Source organism: Flagellimonas myxillae, assembly GCF_023502235.1.
GTDB classification, from domain to species: domain Bacteria; phylum Bacteroidota; class Bacteroidia; order Flavobacteriales; family Flavobacteriaceae; genus Flagellimonas; species Flagellimonas myxillae.
In genome coordinates this window covers 628,955-654,264 of record NZ_JAMFLY010000002.1, presented here as the reverse complement: position 1 = coordinate 654,264, position 25,310 = coordinate 628,955, and the positions used below count along the sequence as shown (strand labels likewise).

The window sequence follows — 25,310 nt, the reverse complement described above, 5'->3', positions numbered from 1 at the left end:
ATGAAACTGACTACAACAAACCGGTTGGCAAAGAGCATTTCATTAGCATGTCTTGCCTTGATGATTGTTTCTTGCGGAAATCAAAACAATTCTGAATCCACGGATGCACCAAAGACAGAAAAGGAACTGTTATCCTATGTGAACCCATTGATGGGTACCGATTCGGATTTTAGCTTGTCCAATGGAAATACCTATCCGGCCATCGCCACGCCCTGGGGCATGAACTTTTGGACCCCAATGACCTCCAAAATGGGAGATGGTTGGACGTACAAATACGATGAAAAGACCATTAGAGGCATAAAACAGACCCATCAACCCAGTCCGTGGATCAACGATTATGCCGCCTTTTCCCTAATGGCAGTTACTGGAGATTTAAAATACAAAGAAGAGGAGCGGGCTTCGCATTTTTCGCACAAGGCCGAAACGGTCAGCCCGGACTATTACAGCGTTTATTTGGCGGATTACGATGTGGTCGCCGAAGTAACCCCTACCGAAAGAGCTGCCCATTTTCGTTTCACTTTTCCGGAAACCGAGGAAGCTTTTATCCTTTTGGATGGCTTTTTCAAAGGTTCCATGGTCAAGGTATTACCAGAAGAACGAAAAATCATAGGCTACTGCCGTAACAACAGCGGGGGTGTTCCAGAAAATTTCCACAACTATTTTGTGGCCGAATTTGATAAGGATTTTGAGCTTACCCATACTTGGGGGGATGACTGGACACTTCAGGAAAATTCAACCGAGAGCAAAGGAGAACATGTCGGGGCCATTATTGGTTTCAAGACCAAAAGGGGTGAAGCCGTTCATGTAAAAGTTGCTTCTTCCTTTATTAGCCCAGAACAAGCCCAACTTAATCTGGATCGCGAAATTGGGGCCAAAACCTTTAAGGAAACCCGCGATGCAGCCACCGCAGCTTGGGAGAAAGAGTTGGGCCGTATTGAGGTAAGCACCGATAATATTGATCATTTGCGCACCTTTTATTCCTGCTTGTATCGAGTTTTATTGTTCCCAAGAAAATTCTATGAGTTCGACAGCAACGACCAAATTGTGCATTACAGTCCGTACAACGGCCAAGTTTTGCCCGGCTATATGTTTACGGACAATGGTTTTTGGGACACCTTCAGGGCAGTATTTCCTTTTTTCAACATGATGTATCCTGAATTGAACAGCAACATCATGGAAGGCTTGGTCAACACCTATAAAGAATCTGGTTGGTTACCGGAATGGGCAAGTCCCGGACACCGGGATTGTATGATCGGTTCTAATTCTGCTCCCATAATTGCGGATGCCCACTTAAGTGGTATTGATGGTTTTGACAAGGATGTGTTGCTGGATGCCATCATTAAAAATGCAACCGTACCGGATGGAAGGCCTGTTAATAGTGTAGGCCGTGCAGGTTTGGATTACTATAACGAATTGGGCTATGTTCCTTACGATGTTGGCATTCATGAAAATGCCGCCAGAACCTTGGAATATGCCTATGCCGATTTCACGATTGCACAAATGGCAAAATCTTTAGGGCAAGATGATTTGGCAGATACCTACTACCAAAAATCCTTGAACTATAAAAAGTTATTCGACCCATCTACCAAGTTAATGCGTGGCAAGAACAAGGATGGGACATTTCAAACGCCATTTAACCCACTAAAGTGGGGAGATGCCTTTACCGAAGGGAATAGCCTTCATTACACCTGGAGTGTTTTCCATGATGTACAAGGACTCATCGACCTCATGGGAGGGAACCAAGAGTTTACGGGAATGCTCGATGGGGTTTTTAACATGCCCCCAGAATATGATGACTCCTATTATGGATTTACCATTCATGAAATCCGGGAAATGCAGATCATGAACATGGGGAACTACGCCCACGGCAACCAGCCCATTCAACACATGATCTATCTATACAACTATGCGGGACAACCCTGGAAATCACAACAAAAGGTCCGGGAAGTACTTACCAAACTATACACCCCTGCGCCAGATGGGTATTGCGGGGATGAGGACAATGGGCAGACATCGGCATGGTATGTATACAGTGCCCTTGGGTTCTATCCGGTTGCGCCGGCCACAAACCAATATGTGATCGGGAGTCCTCTTTTTGATGAAGCTACGCTTCACCTGCAAAATGGGAACACCTTTACCATTGTGGCCAAAAACAATGGAAAAAAACGTCCCTTTATCCAGAGTGCAAGCTTAAACAATGAGTCTTTGGATCACACCTGGCTTTCCACGGAGACGGTCCAACAGGGAGGAACATTGAACTTTGAAATGGGCAACCAACCCAATACGGATTGGGGAGCATCAAAAGATTCCGCCCCGTACTCCTTGTCCAACCAAATAAATTAAGGAACAGCAATACCATTCTTACAAACCAAACCAATGAAGAAAGCGGCCTATACCCTACTTTTAGTTTTTACAGTTCTCCTATTCGGATGCCAACAAAAAAGCACCAAGGTCTTTACGGAGGCTGATATAGCTATAATCCCAAGACCCCAAGAAGTAATCCTTAATCCAGGAGGGTTTTTGTTTACCCAAAATACCAAATTGGTTTCTGAAGAGGCACAAAAAGATGTCTTCTACTCCCTTAAAAATGGCTTCCATACGGTTGCCAACTGGGATTTGGAAATCGTTGCCACAGCTCCCTCTAAAAACTATGTGGCCCTGGTTTCGGACAAAACACTTCCCGAGGAAGCCTACCAATTGGAAATCAATAGTGACTTTATCGAAATCAAAGCCAAGGATCAGGCAGGGTTTGTGTATGGTCTGGAAAGTGTTCGGCAATTGTTGCCCACCACTTTTGAAAGTCAATCAACGGTTAATGATGTCGTATGGGAGGTTCCCAACGTGTCCATTACCGATGCTCCCAGATTCCAATGGAGAGGGTTGATGCTGGATTTGTCCCGGCATTATTTTGACAAGGAATACATCAAAAGCACCATTGATCAGTTGGCGAAACACAAAATGAACGTCCTCCATTTACATTTGGTGGATGATCAAGGATGGCGCATTGAAATTAAAAAATACCCAAAACTTACAGAGGTCGGAGCTTGGAGGGTAGACCAGGAGAATTTGCACTGGAACAATAGATTGCCGGTAAAGGCTGGTGAAAAAGGCACGTATGGTGGATTTCTTACCCAAGAGGAGTTAAAGGAACTAGTGGCTTATGCCACAACCAAAAATGTGGAATTGATTCCTGAAATCGAGATGCCTGCACACGTGACAAGCGCCATTGCCGCCTATCCACATCTAAAGTGTTTTAACAACCCGGAGCCGGTCGGCGTACCATCAGGAGGGGTTTGGCCCATTACGGATATTTATTGTGCAGGAAAAGAGACCACTTTCGAATTCCTGGAAGATGTTTTGTTGGAAGTCATGGATATTTTTCCATCAAAATACATTCATATTGGAGGAGATGAAGCCACCAAAACCAATTGGGAAAGGTGTCCCTTTTGTCAAAAAAGAATGACGAATGAAGGTCTTGAAAATGTAGAAGAACTCCAGAGTTATTTTATTAAACGCATGGAGAAATTCATCAATGAGCACGACAAAAAATTGGTGGGCTGGGACGAAATCCTAGAGGGTGGACTTGCCCCGGATGCCACAGTGATGAGTTGGAGAGGGACCAAAGGAGGTGTGGAAGCCGCCGAGCAGGGACACGATGTGGTTATGACACCCACCGGATATTGTTATTTTGATTACTACCAAGGCCCACAAAATGAAGAGCCCTTGGCCATTGGAGGCTATTTGCCTTTGAGCAAAGTCTACAATTTTGACCCTATAGTGGAAACCATGTCTGAAGAAGATGCGGCACATGTTTTGGGCGGACAGGCCAATTTATGGACGGAATACGTCCCAACACCCGAGCATTCCCAGTACATGCTGTATCCAAGATTGGCAGCCCTATCGGAAGCTGTTTGGAGTCCGAAGGAACTTCGCGATTGGGAGGATTTTTCCGCTCGGATGAAAGCCCAATATGAACGCTATGAAAACCAAGGCGTGAACCATGCCAAAAGCGCCTTTTTGGTTACAGCCCAAACCGAAGCTGACCTAGAGAACAAAACCATCACACTCACCCTGCAAAACGAATTCCCGAATGCCAATATTCGATACGCATTGGGAGAGCAGGAATTGAGCAAGGACTCCGAAAAGTATACGGATCCCATTGCCATTACCAAGACCACGACCATAAAAGCTGCCTTATTCAAGGATGGTGAGATATCGGAAAGGATTTATGGCGATACCATTGTTTTTCACAAGGCGGTGGCACACAAAACTGATTTCAAGGAGATATACCATGAAAACTATCAGGGAAAAGGTACTTCCACATTGGTCAATGCCGTCAGGGGCACCAAGAACTTCCACGACGGACAATGGTTGGCTTGGCTCAATAAGGACATGGAGGCCACTATTGACCTGGAGCAAGAAAAGCAGATAAGTAAGGTAACCGTTGGAAGCATGGAAAACCAAGGCCCTGGAATCTATTTTCCCATTGCGCTGGAAGTATTGATCTCTAAAGACGGAAGCACGTTCGAAAAAGTGGGTGCCTTGCAAAGACCATTTGCCCAAAATGGAAATCCGGAACTAAAGAATTTTGTAATTGATTTTGATGAACAGGCCGCAAGATACGTCAAGGTGAAAGCCAAGAACCTAAAGCAAGCTCCCAACGGAGGTGGAACATGGCTTTTTGTGGATGAAATATTAGTGCAGTAACCAGGTAACACTAACGCTATGAAAATGAGAATTGAATCCCTTTTGTTATTTCTTTTTGTTGTTGCCCTCTGTCCAGCCCAACAAAAACCCATAGACTATGTAAATCCCTTTATCGGGACCTCCAATTTTGGAACCACCAATCCGGGACCCATTGCCGTACGGGGAATGGCCAATGTCTCTCCATTTAATGTGGCGGGACCTCAAAATCTCCCTTTGGAAAAAGATAGTCGGTGGTTGTCTACCCCTTATGTTCATGAAAACAAATTCCTAACCGGATTTAGTCATGTGAACCTGAGCGGTGTTGGATGTCCGGAACTAGGGGTTATCCTCACGATGCCCACTACTGGGGAACTAGAGACCGACCACCTGAAATATGGAACTACCTATTCGGAGGAAAAAGCAGAAGTAGGTTACTATACCTCCAAACTGGACAAGTACAATATACAAGTAGAGGCCACGGCCACTACCCGAACCGGAGTAAGCAAATATGCCTTCCCTGCCGGCAAGGCCAATATTTTGTTCAACCTTGGATTGGGACTTACCAACGAACAAGGAGCCCAAGTCCGGGTTGTTTCCTCAACCGAGATCGAGGGCGTTCGCAGTGTAGGCTCATTTTGCTACTACAAACCGGAAGAGGCCTACCCAGTCTACTTCGTTGCCAAATTATCCAAACCGGCAACATCTTTTGGCGCATGGAAAAAACCAACCACCTACAAGGGAACCGAAGCACAATGGATGGGCTATAATGGAAAGACACGAATTATGGAAGGGTTCACCAAAACCGTTGTTGGCGATAGCATTGGTGCCTATATGCAATACGACTTTAAGGAGCCTACTGTGGTGGAGATGAAGGTTGGGGTTTCGTACATCAGTTTGGAAAATGCCCGTGAAAACCTCGAAAAGGAAACTTCGGGAAAATCTTTTGACAATATCAAAAAAGCCACCCAAGAAGCGTGGAACCAATCCCTATCGCGAATTGAAGTAGAGGGCGGAACCGAAGATGAGAGAACTATTTTTTACACTGCGCTATACCACACGCTCATCCATCCGAGTACCTTGAACGACTTTAATGGGGACTACCCAAAAATGAGGACCCGTGAAACCTTAAAAACGGAGGGTACCCGATATACGGTTTTTTCTTTTTGGGATACCTATAGAAACCTGCACCAGCTGATGAGTTTGGTCTACCCGGAGCAGCAATCGAACATGGTCAAAAGCATCCTGCAGATCTATGATGAATCGGGTTGGTTGCCCAAATGGGAACTTAATGCCACGGAAACCACCACCATGGTCGGGGACCCTGCCGGTATAGTACTTGCAGACACCTATCTAAAGGGCATCAAGGATTTTGAGGTGGAGAAGGCTTATGAAGCCATGGTCAAGAGTGCCGATCAGTTGGAGGGCAACCCGCTGAGACCGGGCATCAAAGATTATATTGAAAAAGGGTATTTGACCACGAAGACGACCAACAGTGGTTCAGTTTCCACCACCCAAGAATACAACATTAGTGATTTTGCCATAGCACAATTGGCAAAGGCCTTGGGCAAAAAAGAGGATTACAAACGCTTTGCGAAACGCTCCATTTCGTATCGGGACCTTTTCGATAGGGAATTTAATTTGCTCCGCCCAAAAAACGATGATGGTAGTTGGTTAACGCCCTACAATCCAGAGACCGGGGCAAATTTTGTGAAGAATCTGGGCTTTATTGAAGGGAATGCTTGGCAATATACCTTTATGGTATCCCATGATGTAAAGGGGCTAATCAAATTAATGGGCGGCTCCAAAAACTTTACAAACAAGTTGCAAGAAGTATTTGACAAGAACCAATTTGATATGGCCAATGAGCCCGATATCGGCTATCCGTATTTGTTCAATTACGTGAAAGGAGAAGAATGGCGAACCCAAAAAACGGTTTCAGAATTATTGGCAACCTATTTTAAGAACGCTCCCGATGGACTTCCTGGCAATGACGATACAGGCACCATGAGTGCATGGGCGGTATTTTCGATGATGGGAATTTATCCGGTTAGCCCCGCCAATCCTGTATACGCGATCACAACTCCTGTCTTTGATAAGATCACCTTGCATTTAAATCCAGATTACTACGGAAGTGCTTCGTTGGAGTTTGTAAAAAAGACAAGGGACCATCAATCTGGAAAAAGCAACCCTGAACTGTTACTCGGTCAGAAAAAATTGAACAAACCTTTTGTTTCGCATCAGGAATTGATCAAAGCCGGAAAGTTGACATTCGTCGACAATTAAGGAACAGATTGCGGAACTAAAGTTTCCCGAAATGCCTGAAAATTAACAGGGTTTTAGGAAAAACACCCTTCGCAAACGTTTTCGTTACAGTGTTCTTTAGCCTTTCAGCATCGTTATTAGTCGAAAAATTTTCCAATATATATAAGGAATTCGAACTTTTATACAGCGAACTTGGAGCTTATAATAAGCTTTAGAAACCAATAACCTAACTCAATTAGTATGAACAGAAAAATTCATTACTTTCTACTACTTGTGTCATTTTTATGCCTACAAGCAACGATGGCACAGGAAAAAAGAATTTCAGGAAACGTTACGGATGCGACCACAGGAGAGCCGCTTCCCGGAATTAACGTTGTGGAAAAAGGTACCAGAAACGGTACTTCTACGGACTTTGATGGTAACTATGCCATCACTGTTTCGGGTGATGCCGCCATTTTGGTGTTTTCTGCCATCGGTTATACCGAGCAGGAATCCGCCGTTGGCCAACGAACTACGATCAACATCTCTTTAGGAGAGGATGTTGAATCTTTAGATGAGGTCGTAGTTACCGCTTTGGGTCTGAGCAGGGAAAAGAAATCCCTGGGTTACTCAGTTACCGAATTAGACGGCGATCAGGTCTCTTTAATTAAAGATTCCAACGTGGCCAGTACCTTGGCAGGTAAAGTTGCCGGGGTCGTTGTTTCCAAGTCTACTTCCGGTGTCGGTGGTGGTACTAGGGTCGTGATTCGTGGTAACAACTCACTGAACGGTAACAACCAACCATTGTATGTTGTCGATGGTATCCCAGTTGACAACTCCACACTTGGTACTGCTGGATCTGGTGAATTTAGTGTTCCAGATTTGGGTAACGGTGTCTCGGATATCAACCCGGATGACATTGAATCCATTTCCATATTGAAAGGACCTAACGCAGCGGCCCTTTATGGATCTAGAGCAGCGAACGGTGCGATTATCATTACTACCAAAAAAGGAACCATGAACCGCGGTTTGGGTGTTAACTACACCGCGAGTGTTACTTTCGAAGATCCATTGGTACTTCCTAAATTCCAAAATGAATATGGAAGGGGAACTGATGGTAACTTCCCACAGATCAATTCAGGAGATCCTTTAGCTACACAAGTAAACACGGTAGCTGGAGCAAGTTCTTGGGGACCAAGATTTGATGGTTCGCAGCAACTGGCCTACAACGGTCAGATGAGAGCTTATACTGCCCAACCAAACAACGTAAAGGATTTCTTTAGAACGGGAACCAGTTTGGTTAACACTGTTGCTTTGAATGGAGGAACGGAAAATGCTTCTGTGAGGTTTTCGTATACCAATTCTGATTTGGAATCTATGCTTCCAAATTCGAATGTAAAGCGTAACAACTTTAACTTAAGAGGTTTTGTAAACCTAACAGATCGTCTATCTATTGACGCCAAGGCGACTTATTTCCTACAAGATGCCAAGAACAGACCAAGTCAGGGTACTGAAGGGGTTATGGCTTATTTGTGGACATTGGCCCGTAATGTTAGGAATTCCGACCTTCAGGTTTTCCAGGATACGGAGAACCCAATTAACCCAGATGATCCATTTAGGGTAATTGCCCCTACTTCATCTGGTGGTAACCCATACTGGATTCTTCAAAATGACTTTAACAGTGATAAAAGAAAAAGGTTCACTGGTTTCGTAAAGCTGGATTATAAATTCACTGATTGGTTGTCTGCATTTGCAAGGGCAGGTACCGACCAAGTTACTCAAGATGTGGAAGGCTATACAGCTGTTGGACACCACTTCTTCCCGCGTGGAGGAATCGGATTCCGTAAAAATGATAAAACAGAGACCAACTACGATTTCTTATTGATGTTTAACCAAGATATCACAGAGAAGTTGAACTTGACAGCCAATGCTGGTGGTAACATGAGACATACCACTGAAATTGATGCTAGAATCAATGGTTCTGAATTTAAGATTCCAGGGCGTTATTTCTTGAGCAACACCAATGCTGATTTGCTTACAGCAAGTCAAAGCGATCTTGTAGAAAAGCGGGTGAATTCCCTATATGGTTCTGCATCCTTTGGTTATGACGATGCGGTTTATTTAGATCTTACCGCTAGAAATGACTGGTCTTCAGCTTTGGCTCCAGAGAACAGGTCCTATTTCTATAGCTCTGCCAACGTGAGTATCCTGTTGGATCAGGTATTCAATTTACAAGGTGGTGCCATCGACATGTTAAAACTAAGAGGTAGTATCGCTAGTGTTGGTAATGATACCGGTGCAAGGCAAATTGTAAATGTATTTAGTGTTGCTGGAGATGGATATTTGGGTAACGTACAAATTAACCGTCCTAACATTAAATTTAGCGAAAGTCTTCGTCCAGAAGATATTACCACCACTACAGTAGGTGCCGAGTTCAGATTGTTCGGAAACAGATTGTACGGAGATTTTTCTTACTATAACATTACTACCAAAGATTTGATTTTTGATGTACCTGTTGATCCAGGAACTGGTTTTAGTGCTTTCAGGGAGAACATTGGTGAAATAACCAATAAAGGTGTGGAAATACTTATTGGAGGTACACCTGTGAGAACTGACAATTTCACATGGGATATTTCAGCTAACATTTCAAGAAACAAAAATGAGTTGGTTAGCTTGATCGAAGGACAGGAAAACTTCAACTTCAGTAGTAGTAACGGTGGTATTGTGGATGTACGTGCCCAAGTGGGTGAAGGATATGGTGATATCTATGCCACAACATGGTTGCGAAACGATGCAGGTGAGCTCATTGTAACTGCAGAGGGTCGTCCAAGAGCTACGCCAGAAAGAGAGAAGTTCGGCAACTATCAGCCAGATTACACGGGTGGTATTACCAATACATTTACATACAAAAACTTTACACTGAACACCTTGGTTGACTTTAGAGTTGGTGGAGAAGTATTCTCCTTTACCGATTCTGCCATGGATGGTGCTGGGGTTTCTGAAAGATCATTGGAGTTCCGCGATGGCGGAGTGTTGGTCGAAGGAGTTGTTGACAACGGTGATGGAACATTCTCACCCAATACAACTACCATTAGTGCACAGGATTACTGGGGTGCTGTTAGCGGCATCGGTTCTGAGTATGTTTTCGACCAGACCAACTTCAGGCTCAGGGAATTAAGCTTGAGCTACCGATTTCCTAACAAATTGTTAAAAGACACATTTATCCAAAACGCATCGCTTAGCTTTATTGGAAGGAATCTGTTCTTTATTTATAAAAAGGCCGATAATTTTGACCCTGAGTCCAGCTACTCTACAGGTAATCGTGGTCAAGGTGTTTTATTCTATGCCCTACCTACCTCGAGAAGCTTAGGCTTGAGTTTAAATGTTAACTTCTAAAAAATTGCAATGATGAGAAAAAACAAATTATGGTTATTTGGTCTTGTTGCAGCGTTGTTTGTATTTAACAGCTGTACCAAAGACTTCGATAACATCAACACAAACACACAAGGTTTCCTTACTGATGAAGTAAGTGCGAAATTCTTTTTGACAAGTTCCCAAGTGGGTCTTTATGCTCCAAACAGATTTACATACTGGAGAGCCCACTTGATCCACTCGGACAGGTTTGCCGGTCACTTTACATTTGGACACAATTCCTCTTGGTGGAGTGATGGTTTGAGCTACAACTTTAATGCGAGTTATACGGATGCTACCTACGGATGGTTAGCAGGGTATTTCGGAAACATTAAATCTTTTTCTGACCTGACTGCTGAAGGCGGCGAGTTCGAAAACCAGTACATGTATGCCATGTCCTTGATCATGAAAGGATTATATTACCAAATGTATACGGATACCTTTGGTATGGTTCCCTACACCGAAGCAGGTGTTGATGGTATTTTGACTCCAGCTTATGATACCCAAGCAACAATTTACAAGGGTATTATTGCTGAATTAGATCAAGCCATGTCCATTATCGGTGACACTGAAAGAACAGGTGTTGGTGTCGACGATGCTGGTTCCAACGATATTTACTGTGGTGGAGATCTACAACAGTGGAAGCGATTGGCCAACACGCTTAAGCTTAGAATTGGTATGAGAGCATTAGGTGCTCCTGGCGATGATTTTGCCTCTTCTACCATTTCTTCTGCGATGGGTGCTCCTCTATTGGATGCAGCTTCTGGTAGCGTTACCATGATCAAGGATTTTGAGATCAGCAAGTGGGCTTCATCGGCTTATGGTGATGTATGGCACGATTTCGGCGGCGGATCCGATTGGACAGTTTCAAGCACGCTTGTTAACTTGTTAAAAGACAACAACGACCCTCGTTTAACAGCTTATGTGAAGCCTAACGTGGGCGGTAGCTTCGACTTTGATTCAGCTGCTAGTGATCCACCAGATCCTAATTTCCAAGATCGTTTGGATTTCATCGTGGCAAATCTTGATGCTGCCAATGCAAATTATACTATGTCCACTTCCGGTACTGTGACCACCATCGATGTAGATGCTGCACAGTTCATCGGACAGCCAGTAAGGGTTAATGGAGATACGTATTCATTTATGAGATACGACATGTTCTCTACGCCTTCTGATGACGTTATCCAGCCTAGAGGTAAACAAGCAGACGGATATCCTGAAATTATCCTTTCCAGCGCCGAGTCTTATTTCTTGCAAGCTGAGGCCGTAGTTAGAGGTCTTGCTTCTGGAGATGCACAGGCATTGATGAATTCTGGTATCGAAGAAGCTATGAAGCTTTGGGGTATTTCTGCAGGTGCTGCAGCAACCTATGCTGCCCAACCCATTGCAGATATTACCGGAGGTACCGAGGACGAAAGATTGGAAAAGATAGCAATCCAAAGATGGTTGGCTAGCTATACCGATGGATTCGAGGCATGGGCCGTAGTGCGTAAAACCGGATATCCTGCCGAATTGGCGGCTGGAGTTTCCGACCCTATCATTTTCGCCTTAGGTGAATTGAACGGGGACTACCCACAACGTCTACGTTACGGATCAGGTGCACAGGACAATCCAAACTTTGCTGCTGCTATTTCTGCACAAGGACCTAACGAGCAAGGAACCGTTCTATGGTTTGCTCAATAACAAAACTTTCTGTAAAGTAATCCATTAAGTAGATTAATTTATAGTTTGAGTTAGTTTGATTCATAATTATTTGTAAGTAAAGGAAGAGCAATCTTCCTTTACTTTTTTATAAGTTTCTCTCTGATTAGACAAATCATCCCCGGATGATTTTTTCAACCTCGACTAATGAAGAAGAAAATAACCTCAGGAATGAGCCTTGTGCTCATAGCGATACTAACTACGTTCTATTCATGCAATTCCGATAAGGAAACATCCGCTTTCCTTTTTGAAGCATTGGACAGTGACCAAACCAACATTCATTTTGTGAATGTGAATGTGGAAAATGAGTTGACCAATTCCTTCCTGTACGAATATGTCTATAATGGTGCAGGTGTCGCCGTGGGTGACCTTAATAACGACGGATTGGAAGACATCTATTTTACTTCAAACCTGGAAAACAATAAGCTTTACCTCAATGAGGGCGATCTTGAGTTCAAGGATATCAGCGAAGAATCAAAAACTACAGGTAAAAGAGGCTGGACCACAGGTGCTAATATGGTGGACATCAACAACGATGGTCTATTGGATATTTATGTCTGCAAGTCTGGACCCTATGAAAGAAAATCTTTGCTCGAAAACGAATTGTACATCAACCAAGGGCCTAATTCAAAAGGCATACCGGTTTTCCAAGAGTCCGCTGCGGAATATGGCTTGGCAGATAGCGGACATTCCATTCAATCTGCTTTTATAGATTACGATCTGGATGGCGATCTGGATATGTACCTCATGAACCACAATCCCCAAACCTTCACATTGGGGAATACAGCTACCTTTTCACCGCTAGGTGACCGTTTTTACGAAAACCAAAACGGAAAATATGTCAATGTTACCCAAAAAGTGGGTATCTATTCCAACGCCGTTTCCTATGGCCTCGGTGTAGGCGTCAGCGACCTTAATGGCGATGGCTGGCCCGACCTGTACATTTCCAATGACTACGATGAGCCCGATTATTTCTACATCAACCAACAGGACGGGACCTTTAAGGAAGAGATAAAAAAAGCTACCAATCACATTTCGAATTTTGCCATGGGCAATGATATTGCCGATTTCGATAACGATGGGTTTGTCGACATCATCACCTTGGATATGGTTTCTGAGGACAACTATGGAATGAAAACCAGCATGGCAAGCATGAACCCACAAAAATTCAATACGAATGTACAAGCTGGCAAGCACTACCAGTACATGTACAATACCCTACAAAAAAATAGCGGACATATCGATTCCTCCGGAATTCCATTTTTCTCGGAAGTGGGGCAAATGGCCGGAATTTCGAATACCGATTGGAGCTGGGCTCCCCTTTTAGCCGATTTTGACAATGATGGGGACAAGGACATCTTCATTTCCAATGGAATCAAAAGAGATTTCAGAAATAAGGATTACTACAATGGCCTACAAACGTACCTACAGGAAAATCACGATGCCCTCACGAATCCTGAAAAAATAAACCACCTTATAGAGACCACTCCCAATCGACCCCATATCAACTATTTCTATCAAAACAATGGTGGGCTCACGTTTGAAAACACCTCGCAAGTATGGCTCGAAGACCCTGAAAGTTCTTACTCCAACGGTGCCGCATACGCGGACCTGGACAACGATGGGGACTTGGACATCGTCGTAAACAATGTGGATTCTCCGGCCACCATTTTAAGGAACAATGCTGATCAAAGCGGTGCCAACTTTCTAAAACTTCAGTTCAAGGGTCCCTCCCAGAATACCATGGGGATTGGAGCAAGGGTCAAAATCTATGCAAACGGCAAAGAACAGGTGTACGAAAACTACAGTGTTCGCGGATATCAATCTTCGGTACCTCCAAAAATTGTTGCAGGACTTGGAAACGAATCTTCCGTGGATTCCTTGTTGATTTTCTGGCCTGGCAAAAAATTGCAACGGGTAATTGGTCCCGAAACAAACACCCCGGTTACCATTTCCTATAGTCCCGAGGAAAATCTTGCCCAATCTGGTGAGGCCATGCAAGAAAAAACATTTTTACCTGTTTCATCTACAGCTGCCCTACCCTCACATACCGAGAACGATTTTGACGATTACAGCATACAGGTATTACTACCCCACAAAATGTCCAATTTTGGTCCGGCCGTGGCCGTGGGTGATGTAAATGCAGATGGAAAGGACGATCTTTTCTTGGGACAAAGTACCGGGACCGCTTCCACTCTATACCTTCAAAAATCGGATGGCACCTTCACATTGCAGCAGACTTTTGAAAAGGAGGCCATTTATGAAGATGTGGATGCCCAGTTTTTCGATTTTGATAACGATGGTGATAAAGACCTTCTAGTAGCCTCGGGCGGTAACGAATTTGCACCAGGTTCGGACAACTACACTGATCGTCTCTATGAAAACCGTAATGGACGATTTATTCTCAGAAAGGAATTGTTTCCAAGCGTTTCGGTAAGCAGTTCAAAAATTCGGGTGGCGGATTATGACGGGGATGGTTATAAAGATGTATTTATCGGAGGTAGGTTTATCCCCCACGACTATCCTGCCCCTGCCGACAGCTATCTCTTCAAAAATGAGAAGGGCAAATTTGTAAACGTTACAGAAAGTATCGCTCCAGAACTTGCCAAAATTGGACTGGTCACCGATGCCACTTGGACCGATTTTGATCAAGATGGAGATCTGGATTTAAGTGTGGTGGGCGAATGGATGGAGCCAACTTTTTTGGTCAACAATAACGGTAAGTTCAGTAAAGCGGATTTCAACACGCTGCATGGGCTGTCCGGATGGTATTTCTCCATAAAATCCGTGGATTTGGACAATGACGGGGACGAAGACTACGTGCTGGGAAATCTTGGTCAAAATTACAAGTACAAGGCCGATTCCGAGAATCCCTTTGAGGTCTACTACCACGATTTTGATGACAATGGTAAGCGGGATTTGGTTTTGGGCTATTATAATTTTGGGGAACTATTTCCGGTAAGGGGTCGCGAATGTTCTTCCCAACAAATGCCTTCCATTAAAAAAATAGCACCTTCTTATGATCTTTTCGGAAAATCCACGATTGCCGATATCTATGGCACTGAAAAGCTCTCAGCGGCACTCCATTTAGTGTCCTACAATTTTAAAAGTGGCGTTTTGATGAACAAAGGAAATGGGAATTTCGACTTTATCGAGTTTCCTGAATTAGCCCAGATTTCTTCCATAAATGCCATTTTGGATTATGATCTGGACCAAAATGGGGCAAAAGACTTGATCATCGCTGGTAACCTGTTTGCTTCCGAGATTGAAACTCCCCGAAACGATGCCGGTTACGGAATGGTACTCCAAAATTCAGGAGATGGACATTTTAAAGCTATTAATGCGGACAAGACAGGCCTGTTCATTTCACAGGATGTTAAAAATTTGAATTTTATGGACATTTCCGGTGAGCCCCATATTATGATTGGAAAGAACAGTGATGCCCTGGAACTGATCAAAGTAATGACCCAACCCACTCCATGACCATAACAAACCCAAATTTACCGGACATGATCAAACTTTTTGATTTCGCGTACCAACCAATCGTTCAATCGATTAAAAAACACTAAAACTATACTCGCGTATGGCCATTATACCAAATAGCGATTCGGCAACCACCGACAACAATATCATCACCCCAAATAATGGGATATACGTGATAGGGGTGGATATTGGGGGTACGCATATCTCCTCGGCCGTAGTGGATATCCGACAGAAGAAAATTTTGGACCATACCTATGCCACCAGCCATGTTGCCAATTTGGAGCCGTATGATGTGATTATGGAAACCTGGGCCAACACCTTGAACAAAACCATAAATGCTTCCCATAATCTTGATGTACAGGGAATTGGTTTTGCCATTCCGGGGCCTTTCAACTATAAAAAAGGCATAGCGCTCTATCCTGAAGGGTTTAAATATGGCGCTCTTAACGAAGTTAAGGTGGAGCAGGACCTTACTCCTTTGCTAATGACTTCGAAGTGCCTTCCTATTCGCTTTATGAACGATGCCACCTCCTTTGCTGTTGGTGAGGCATGGCTGGCAGAAGAAGAAGGCTTCAAAAGGCAATTGTGCATTACCCTTGGCACCGGACTGGGAGCGGGATTCATTGAAAATGGTATTCCCGTGGTGAATGGTTCAACAGTACCTCCAAATGGGTGTCTTTGGAACGTGCCCTATAAAGACGGTATGGCAGATGATTATTTCTCTACTCGAGGATGTATAAATGCGTATCATGAACGCACAGGATACACCGCAACAGGTGTAAAGGAATTAACAATGCTCTTCAAATCAGACCCAAGAGCCAAGCAGATGTTTGAAGCATTTGGTAAAGATCTAGGGGACTTCCTTTCACCATGGATCAAAAAGTTTGGTGCGGATGCCTTGGTCATGGGAGGGAATATTTCCAAATCCTATGCCTGCTTCGGTCATGCGTTGCAATCCAGTCTTAATGAAAATGGCATTTCTATCCCCATTCGCATATCCAATCACATGGAAAAAGGGGCCATTATTGGAGGTGCCCGGGTCTTTGACAATCATTTTTGGAAAAATGTAAAGCACAACTTACCCGAACTGTAGCACCCCAAACCTAGGTTTAAAAAAATCCCAAAATCGCAACCGTTAATTGAAAACGGGCATTCATGGATTGAAAAGCCCCATCCGTGAATTGGCAACAGATAAAACCATCTTTCCTTTCTATGTTTGACCATGCTTAGTAGCAACCCGGTAATTAAGTTGCTTTCCGCTGGTTGAAGTTATTGGGACAGTCCCAACCTGGCAAAAATTCCGTGGAAATCATTGATTTATTCGATTCCAAAGGCAAGCCTTGTGGGACCAAAGTGGTAATAAGAATTCTGGAAGTATTAAAAACAGCAGTATGATCCTAAAAGTTGTAATTGTAGAAGACGAAAAGAAAAGTAGGGAAACCTTAAAGGCCATGCTTGAGGAATTTTGTAAAGATGTAAAGGTCCTGGCAACGGCCAGTAATGTAAATGAGGCCGTAAAGGTTTTGTCGGTCGTGAGCCCGGACGTGGTTTTTTTGGATATTGAACTTCAGACAGGACAAGGATTCGATGTACTGGAACAAATAAAAGATCCCAATTTTGAAGTCATCTTTACCACCGCGTTCGAAAAGTATGCCATAAAGGCCATCAAGTTCAGTTCTTTGGACTATTTGCTTAAACCGATTGATTTGGAAGAGTTGAAGCATGCTGTGGAAAAAGCTCGAAACCGTATGGACACCAGCGTATACCGTCAGCAAATTGATACCCTAATGCAAAACCTTTCCAAGGAAACCTATCGACAGGAAAAAATCTGTTTGGCCACAACTATTGGCATGGAATTTATCGCTATAGAGGATATTGTACTTTGCAAGGCAGATGGGTCCTATACTTCTTTTATACTACGTAACAAGAGCAAGCTTATGGTAAGCAAACACCTAAAAGAATACGAAGCCCTTTTGGCAGATCACCAGTTTATGCGGGTACACAACAGTTTTGTGATCAACCTTAAAGAAGTGAAAAAGTACATTAAAGCAGATGGGGGTTATATTATTATGAGCAATGACATGCACGTAAATCTTTCTCCCCGCAAAAAGGATGAATTGATCGAGGCCATGAAAAAGCTGTAATGCACTAGGGTTGGTGTAGATGTCACTCCCAAAAACACTTAGTCCTGATTTTCACGGTTGTCCTTTTTATCCACAAGGCTTCTGGTAAACTCGTTTAGAGCCTCCACTTTTTCCTCAAAATTGCCTTTTAGAGTTTTGCGATATTCGTTTAGGTTTTGTACCAAATCATCGATGTTGTCCGGAATCACATCCTCAAAAAATTGGCGTAACCGTTTGGCGGTTGTTGGTGATTTTCCGTTTGTGGATATAGCCACTTTCACATTGCCCTTGGTGACAATACCCCCCATATAAAAATCACAAAAGGGCGGATTGTCCGCAACGTTTACCAAAATGCTCTGTTCGCGGCAGTCCCGATATACTTGTTCGTTGATTTCCGGTTTGTCGGTACAGGCTACCACCAGGTGTTTGCCCTGTAAAAATTTCTTGTGATAACGCTCCTTCACTATTTCTACTTGGTGCTTTTTGGCCAATTCCACGGTTTCCCCCAAAAAATCCAGAGCAACCATTTGCACCTGGGCATTGGGGCTCGATTTTAATAAAAACGTAAGTTTTTCCAACCCAACATTGCCACCGCCCACAATAAGCACATTCAGGTTGGATACCTTTAAGAAAATGGGGTATAGTTCATTCCGCTCCATCGGTCAAGGCTTTTTTGATAAGCGTCTGTGCTTCTTCCGTCAATGAAAGTTCCAAGGCGGCCTCTTGGCCTTTTGGCGACATTTTTTTCCAAGTCTTTTGCAAAATGTCCACTACTTTTTCCTTTGGATGTTTACCAGCAAAGGGTTCAAAATAGAATTTTAGGAACACCAAGCAGACTACATCCTCCAAGGTTTGACTTTCGTTATCCTTTTTAAGTTTTTTCTTTTGAACAAGGGACTTTACCCTTTCGATCAACATATTTTCGAAACCTAGGGATTCCAAAATTTCCTTTGCCTTCTTCGCATGGAATATTTTAAGCTCCTGTCTCCATTGCAGGTACCCTACTCTGCCCTTTTCAAATGACTCCCTTGGAATTTCCCACCGTTGAATGTGTTGGCAGCGGGCGGCCAGTTGAAGGGCTTCGGAAGCTTCAGGGTCAAAAGCGTCCAAGGTATCCGTCATGCGTTGGGCATAGAGTAATTCCTTGGGGTGGGTTTTCCCTTCAAATACTTCGGTATTCGGGTCTTTGCCATTGACTCCATCAAAATACCTAAAAGCTTCCAATAATTTCTGTGATGGGGCCATGCGCATTTCTTTTTTTTAAAACTATTCAGAAAAACGGTCATACGCAAAAAGTATCTCTACGGACCCTCCGCAGGTGGCGGCTCCTACTTTTTTATGACCCTGCCATCACTGGAAAGATTTTGCCGAATAATCTCGGCGTCTCCCTTGTAGAACAAACGACTGTCCGAGTTGGCCGTAACATCAATCGTATTATTTACGGTAAGGTATGCATCGCTGTCCGAAGACAAGGAGATCACCAAATCCTCAATCTGTAGGCCATAATCCCCAAATCTACCATCTGAAGTTAGGGTGGCATCCAATTCATCCAAGGTTCCAACAACATCCACCGTACTATCCGAAGTAAGCCTCGCCCGAGCGCTGGAGGCTCGGAGTTCCCCTTCCATCTTGGCACTGGAAGAAAGGTTCAAATACACTTCATTGGCCTCCACAAATACATCGGCCTGGCTGTCGGACGAAGCCCTTAAATCAAAGTCCTGTGCCGTGATATCGCCCTCAAAATAGGCATCGGAGCTCAGTTCTACCCTAACAATGTCTGCCGTCAAAGGGTCATCCAAGTAAATGGACGCATCGGATGAGGCTTTATAATGGGTAATCTCCTTCATGGTTATAAAAAGGTTTAGGGTCTCTTTTCCCTTTAGGTTGATGTTGTTCTTCAATTTTACCGTAAGTTTTTCACCTTCTTGATAAATCCTGATTTTTTCAAAAAGATTGTCGTTGGCTCGAATACTCACACTTTCCTCAGTTTCTGAAAAACTTACGTATGCCTTAAAATCCGTTGCAACCTCGAGTTCCGTAATGTCGGTGAATCCATAATCCCTTGTGGAGACTTCTTCGGAAACCCGGATGGTTTCGTAACTGCAAGAGCTGATAAAAAAAGCCATACCTATGGCTAGCAAGGTGTTTTTGATTGTTTTCATGATGTTCGTTTTTGATTAAAATTCTATGCGATAATTCAGTAATGGCAATAGTTCCAGTTGATATTCCGGCACCATGGTTCGTGTCTGCGTACTGAAAAACATCTCGTCTATGTTTTGACGGTTGGTTAAATTTTGGATGTCCAAGGAAATCACATGTGCCACTTTAGGTCTGTTGATCCGATACGAGATACTAGTGTCCAATCGCCAATAATCATCAAATTCAAGGGTGTTCCGCTGGTTTTGCACCAAACGTACTCCCCCAGTTTGATCAAAGAAATCCAAATCTACCGGTGTCCCCCTTTTGCCACCGTTCCAAAGTAATTTGGCATTCACTCCAAAAATGTTATTGCCTGTTTTTCCCGCCTTGAATTCCTTGCCGCCCACCACATTAAAGGTGTAATTTGCATTGTACCTGCTGTTGTACCAATTGCCATCCCCTGCCCGATATTGGGAATCAAAAAGAGAGCTGGTAATCAAAAAGTAATACTGATCGGCAAAAAATTTCTCCAAGGTCAATTCAAGACCATAGTTTCTGGCTTTTCCAGTATCCACCAAAGCCGTGGTTATGAACTGGCCGTTAAGAAAGGAGTCCGTGATATTGGGGTTTGCGGAAATGGCCACCTTATTTATGTCTTGGTAATACACCTCAATTTTTACATGTCCATTTTGGATAACACGCCAATCGTAGCCCAAGACGTAATGCGCGGCCCGCATCAAATCTAGTTCCTTGTTGGGGGTCGAGGTGTTACCTTGGCCATCTTCAACTTCAATAAAATATTGGTTCAATGGCATTCTTCTGGAATGAAGTCCAATCCCACCACTCAATACATGTTTTGGAGCTAGCCGGTATTCAAATCCAGCCCGGGGCTCCACGACAAAATCATCGTTTACAGAAAAGGAGGAGGCATGTAGCCCAAAAGTGGTCGAAAATTTCTCCGTAAATCGATATTTGGCCTGGGAAAAAAACTGCAAAAAGGTTCCAGTTCCATCAGCATCCACCAAAATCTCGGTGGCGGAATCGTTGTTACTTTCATCCGAAAGTACATCATAGGCCAAACGGCTAAGGACCACCCCTGTTTTTAAGGTTGTTTTTGCGTTGAACTTTTGATTAAGATTGGTGCTCAGTCTAAAGGCACTATTCCTTAAAATATCCCGCTCCCGAAAATAGTCACCGTTGATCCTGTTCTCTACCGAAAAGTCGTAATCACTTCGGTTACCAGAATAGGAAAGCACAGCATCCAAGGACGTATTGGTATTAAAAAAGTGCTTGACGTTTACCCCTCCCATATAGGTTTTGGATTCAAAAATTTCGTCCTCGAACACATCGGGCACTACCTGCTCCGCATTGTCTTGATTGTCCTCACTGATGCCACCAATTCCCCAAGCGGAAAGATTGGTTTTATCCCCTAAGAGCAAATTTACCTTAAAGGACAAGTCTTGAAAAGTGGGCACGGAGCCTTCGGAAACTTCTATTACATTGTTCAAAATGGTTAAGGTGGAGTACCTATAATTTACCAAGTATGATCCTTTGTAGTTTTTGGAAAAGGGTCCTTCTATAGCCAAATCGGTACCCAACACTCCAAATTGGAAGGCATATTCGGTATTTTCAGCATTTCCATTCCGCAATTTGATATCAAAAACCCCGGAAGTTGCGTTTCCGTACTCTGCTGGAAAGGCTCCGGTAAAGAAATCGGAGTTCCCCAACATATTTGTACTCAGCAAGCTCACCGCTCCTGGGGAATACCCTTCTTCCGAAAAATGGTTGGGCTCTGGCACCTCCACCCCTTCTATCTTCCATAACAATTGATTCGGTGCATTACCCCGAATTACAATCTCATTGGTGGTATCGTCCGTATTGGTGACGCCAGCAAAAGACAGGGCCATTCTTCCGGGATCACTTATACTGGCCGGAAACCTTTTGGTTTCTTCAACCCCAAACGATCTTGCACTTACAGTTGCCAGCTTATTGTTGGGCTTAACTTGGTCTTTGCGGGCAGAGACCACGACTTCCCCCAATTGGTTGAGTGATTCCGTTAGTCTAATGCTCAAATTGATTTCCTTGGCCGAACCCACCAATACCTCCGATATCAAGGCATCCTCATATCCCAGATAGCTGCAGGCAAACGATTGGCGGCCCACCGGCACATTTTCCATGGTAAAAAATCCCTGACTGTCTGTTACCACCCCGATCTGCGGGTCGGAATTGAGTAAAACGATGGTAGCGCCCATGAGCGGGCTCCCCGTTACAATATCGGTTACCTTACCCTTTACGGTCTGTGTAAGGTTCTGGCCATACCCAGAAAATAAGGCGCCAAACAGCAACCCCAAGATAAGTGGGTAATATGTTCTCGTTTTTTTCATGTTGGTGATCTGTGGATTAACTAAGCTCCCGTTCCAATTCCAAAACAGGCATCCAATGAAAGTTGATCAAGGACCACTCGTCCGTTTGAAGATTTTCCGAACTTCGGACAAACACTGATCCGTTTTCGGAAAAGACGTGTTGTGCCATTAGACCTTGATTGATTGACTGTTCGTTTTTTGATTGATTATTGTTCATTGTCCAAATGTTTTTTGTAGCGATTTCTTCCCATATTAAAGACCCCTATTTTAACCCCGATGCCCCCGGAAAAACCGTTGATACGGTCCAAGGGATTGAGGTCGAGGTCCAGTTTATTGGAAAAGCGGTACTTCACCCCGGCTTCCAATTGTACATACCGCGATACATTGAATAACAGGCTCATGCCCGGTTCCAACACGAAAATGGCATCTATCTCGTCTTCGTCAATGTTATCGTCGATAGGATCATCAAAATTGTTGCCAAAGTAGCCTACCCCTCCCGCTCCAATTAAAATGGGGAAAGAAAGGTTCACCAAATTTTCACTAAACAGGATCGGTTCTAAATGAAGTCCACCGTAAACCGCGATTAAGTCTTCGTTCACAGTTCTGGGGTTATCCTGTTCGGAATAGAGAAAATTGCCCACAAATCCCACTTCAAATTTTCTATTGGCCACATAAGCAACCTTAAGACCGCCAATGTAGGTATCCTTACCGTCAATTTCCCCAAAATGTGTGGTAAGTCCCAGATAGACCCCATGCACCACATTTTTCCGATCATTGAATTCGATGTAATTGTCATCTTCCTGTTCTTGGCCGATTCCTGTAGCTCCAAGAAGCATTGTGGTGATCAATATCGTCCGTTGTAACATGTTTCTGGTGTAGTTTGCTGTCTTAAAGACAATGCTTTTTTTGGATGGTTGCATGATTGCTGATTTATTTTTGTTTTTGATTGAATTTCTTAATCTGTAAGTACAATTACCCCTTTGATGCCATTGATAGAAAAGTCCCCTTTGCTCCCCGAACCATACGAGGCGGTAATATCACGAATTTTACGTCCTGCATTGGTGATGTTGCTTTTTACATTGGAAAATGTCTTGGGCACCCTCAATAGCCCCTGTTCCAATGTGGCCCTAAAGTCAAATGCAAGTCCGGAAACATCCAATTTGATCTCGGAAGATTCCTGAACAATATCAATTTCGGGATCAGGTCCTATTATATCATGGATTTCCACTTCGGCGATCCTTAAGGTCAAGAACATTTCCGTGCCCACACTTGACACATCGACATTGGAAAATTTAAAATCGCCACGGAGCACCCCAATGGTTTCCAATTGGACTTCGTCCTTACTGGAATACAATTCCAAATTGACAATTTGATCCAGTTTAATGTCACTTCCGCTACTAATGATCTTTAATTTTTGGGCTTGCTCTATATCAATGGAGCCATTGCTCATTTTAATGTTCCCATAGTCTACACTTCCCAAATTCAATTTTCCAAAACGCATATCAACCTTGGCCGTGGACATAGCGTCATTTACCCAAATATCCCCGTGCTGCACATTGGCTTCCAAATCTCCGTTCCAAGAACCAATGACCAGATCACCAAACTTATTGGTCACGTTTAACTCCGCATTCACGGGCATGTATACCTCAAAATCAATTTGCACGTTGGATTTATCAAAATCGAAGGGATTGGCCTTGTTAAAATATCTGCCGAGCAGACTGGAACTCTTGTCAACAATCTCGGAAGTAATCCGGATAAAATCCCCGGCCTGTGTTACCTTGGGCTGGATCCTATCCAACAATTTTTTGGCATTCTCATCCTTACGGTGCACCACTTTAATGGCGATGGAAACCTGCAGCTCGTTACGGTCCCAACCGTTTACTACTACATTCCCATACTTATTCTCAATCTGCACGGTACCATTTGCCGGAAGGTCATAGCTGTTGTCCCATTGTTTGGTACGCTCGCTTTGGGCAAGGGCAGCCGTCATTAAAAACCCACACAGTAATGCCAGTATTCCTTTTTTATAAAATATACCCTTCATAGTCCATTTCATTTTTAGATGCATTGATCTGCTTCAACAAATTCTCAATAAGTTCAATGCGTTTTTTATAGTTGTTGACAATGGCTTCCAACACCCGCTCATTGTCCAAATTGTCTTGCATTTCCAATTTTAGCTGTTCGTATTCCTGATCCAGTTCATCCATGAAGGACAAAAACTCATCTTTGTCCATTTCGGATAATTTGGGATGGTTCTTGACCAGTAGTACTTGTTGATACACTAAGTTTTTATAGTGCAGGTCTATCTCAAAAAGTTCTTCATTGGCGTAGCCCTCAATCTCTTGGGAAGCGGGGCTCCCCACCAAGAAAAATGCAATGAGGGAAAATCCAATCAAAAAGACTACCGAAGCTGCAATTCTTAGCTTGCCTGATCTCCAAAGTGGAACCACCTTGGGTTCTTCCTTTTTATCCAACTGATCTGTAATGCCCTGCCAAAGTTTGTCCTTGTCCACTTTGTGAACATTGAACGCTTCCTTGTTTTCTTGTATATATTTTTCAAAATTGTCCATCACAATTCGTTTACAATTTGAATCAATTTCTTTTTAGCCCTGTGGTATTGTGACTTTGACGTGGATGTCGATATTCCCAAAATCTCCCCGATCTCCACATGGTCGTACCCTTCTATCAGGTATAGTGTTATAATTTGTCTGTACCCTTCTGGAAGCTGACCAAGGCCCACTTTTATTTTTTCAATTTCCAGTTGATCTATTTCAACGATTTCCTCCTCTTCCGGTTCGCCCTCATTTTCCAAGGATGAAAACAGCAACCGTTTCGCTTTTAAGTGGTTGATGCTCCTGTTGATCACTATACGCTTTAACCATGCCCCAAAGGTGCTCTCGAACCTAAAGGAGTCCAGTTTTTTAAAGGCCTCCACGAAGCTCTCCTGCAATACATCCTCGGCATCCTCCCTTACGGTGAGCATTCGCATGGCCACATTGAACATGGCATCTACATACAGCCCATACAACTGGTATTGGGCGTTACGGTCTCCTGCTTTGCTCTTTTCCACCAATGCTTGGTGCGTAAAACGTACGTTTGCTTCCAAAAATCCTGGACGATTATTCAATGACGGCTAAAAATAATCCTTATTCATCTATCCCAA

Annotated in this window: 17 protein-coding genes; 8 read left to right on the top strand and 9 right to left on the bottom strand. The window is 43.6% G+C overall.

All coding sequences use genetic code 11. The features are described 5' to 3' along the window. The 8 genes from M3P07_RS11340 (at nt 1) to M3P07_RS11305 (ending at nt 17,666) form a co-directional block, all read left to right on the top strand. Nucleotides 1–2,343, top strand: coding sequence for a GH92 family glycosyl hydrolase (locus M3P07_RS11340; RefSeq protein ID WP_249970026.1), 2,343 nt, complete (start codon nt 1–3; stop codon nt 2,341–2,343). Between the two features lie 33 nt (nt 2,344–2,376). Next, nucleotides 2,377–4,707, top strand: a complete 2,331-nt coding sequence (locus tag M3P07_RS11335) for a beta-N-acetylhexosaminidase (protein ID WP_249970025.1) — start codon at nt 2,377–2,379, stop codon at nt 4,705–4,707. Between the two features lie 18 nt (nt 4,708–4,725). Beyond that, complete coding sequence (locus M3P07_RS11330; RefSeq protein WP_249970024.1) at nt 4,726–6,969, top strand: GH92 family glycosyl hydrolase; 2,244 nt, start codon at nt 4,726–4,728, stop codon at nt 6,967–6,969. Between the two features lie 279 nt (nt 6,970–7,248). Next, nucleotides 7,249–10,323 carry a SusC/RagA family TonB-linked outer membrane protein gene (locus M3P07_RS11325; RefSeq protein ID WP_249970023.1) on the top strand — a complete coding sequence of 1,025 codons (3,075 nt, stop codon included), beginning with the start codon at nt 7,249–7,251 and terminating at the stop codon, nt 10,321–10,323. 9 nt (nt 10,324–10,332) lie between these two features. Beyond that, on the top strand, nt 10,333–12,021 hold the full coding sequence (locus tag M3P07_RS11320; RefSeq protein ID WP_249970022.1) for a SusD/RagB family nutrient-binding outer membrane lipoprotein: 1,689 nt from the start codon (nt 10,333–10,335) through the stop codon (nt 12,019–12,021). Between the two features lie 165 nt (nt 12,022–12,186). After that, entirely contained in the window at nt 12,187–15,522 is a 3,336-nt protein-coding gene (locus tag M3P07_RS11315; protein WP_249970021.1) for a VCBS repeat-containing protein, read from the top strand. A gap of 100 nt (nt 15,523–15,622) precedes the next feature. Continuing rightward, a complete protein-coding gene (locus M3P07_RS11310) occupies nt 15,623–16,615 on the top strand; it encodes an ROK family protein (RefSeq protein ID WP_249970020.1) in 993 nt (330 codons plus the stop codon). A gap of 298 nt (nt 16,616–16,913) precedes the next feature. Continuing rightward, nucleotides 16,914–17,666 carry a LytR/AlgR family response regulator transcription factor gene (locus M3P07_RS11305; RefSeq protein WP_249970019.1) on the top strand — a complete coding sequence of 251 codons (753 nt, stop codon included), beginning with the start codon at nt 16,914–16,916 and terminating at the stop codon, nt 17,664–17,666. 38 nt (nt 17,667–17,704) lie between these two features. Here the strand turns inward: M3P07_RS11305 and M3P07_RS11300 are convergent, their stop codons facing one another. The 9 genes from M3P07_RS11300 to M3P07_RS11265 all read right to left on the bottom strand — a co-directional run bounded on the left by M3P07_RS11300 (nt 17,705) and on the right by M3P07_RS11265 (nt 25,253). After that, on the bottom strand, nt 17,705–18,304 hold the full coding sequence (locus M3P07_RS11300; RefSeq protein WP_249970018.1) for a precorrin-2 dehydrogenase/sirohydrochlorin ferrochelatase family protein: 600 nt from the start codon (nt 18,302–18,304) through the stop codon (nt 17,705–17,707). Next, on the bottom strand, nt 18,291–18,890 hold the full coding sequence (locus tag M3P07_RS11295) for a DUF4202 domain-containing protein (RefSeq protein ID WP_249970017.1): 600 nt from the start codon (nt 18,888–18,890) through the stop codon (nt 18,291–18,293). Before M3P07_RS11295 ends, M3P07_RS11300 begins: the two co-directional genes overlap by 14 nt. An 83-nt stretch (nt 18,891–18,973) precedes the next feature. Beyond that, nucleotides 18,974–19,807, bottom strand: coding sequence for a GIN domain-containing protein (locus M3P07_RS11290; protein ID WP_249970016.1), 834 nt, complete (start codon nt 19,805–19,807; stop codon nt 18,974–18,976). Between the two features lie 15 nt (nt 19,808–19,822). Continuing rightward, the gene (locus M3P07_RS11285; protein WP_249970015.1) at nt 19,823–22,168 is read right to left on the bottom strand and encodes a TonB-dependent receptor; all 2,346 of its coding nucleotides are present in this window, start codon (nt 22,166–22,168) and stop codon (nt 19,823–19,825) included. Nucleotides 22,169–22,184: 16 nt separating this feature from the next. Next, complete coding sequence (locus M3P07_RS17785; RefSeq protein WP_284042147.1) at nt 22,185–22,316, bottom strand: hypothetical protein; 132 nt, start codon at nt 22,314–22,316, stop codon at nt 22,185–22,187. Between the two features lie 37 nt (nt 22,317–22,353). After that, a complete protein-coding gene (locus M3P07_RS11280) occupies nt 22,354–23,067 on the bottom strand; it encodes a hypothetical protein (RefSeq protein WP_249970014.1) in 714 nt (237 codons plus the stop codon). Nucleotides 23,068–23,102: 35 nt separating this feature from the next. Continuing rightward, entirely contained in the window at nt 23,103–24,191 is a 1,089-nt protein-coding gene (locus M3P07_RS11275) for a hypothetical protein (RefSeq protein WP_249970013.1), read from the bottom strand. Further along, entirely contained in the window at nt 24,172–24,717 is a 546-nt protein-coding gene (locus M3P07_RS11270) for a hypothetical protein (protein ID WP_249970012.1), read from the bottom strand. Before M3P07_RS11270 ends, M3P07_RS11275 begins: the two co-directional genes overlap by 20 nt. After that, the gene (locus M3P07_RS11265; protein ID WP_249970011.1) at nt 24,717–25,253 is read right to left on the bottom strand and encodes an RNA polymerase sigma factor; all 537 of its coding nucleotides are present in this window, start codon (nt 25,251–25,253) and stop codon (nt 24,717–24,719) included. Before M3P07_RS11265 ends, M3P07_RS11270 begins: the two co-directional genes overlap by 1 nt. Between the last annotated feature and the right edge of the window lie 57 nt (nt 25,254–25,310).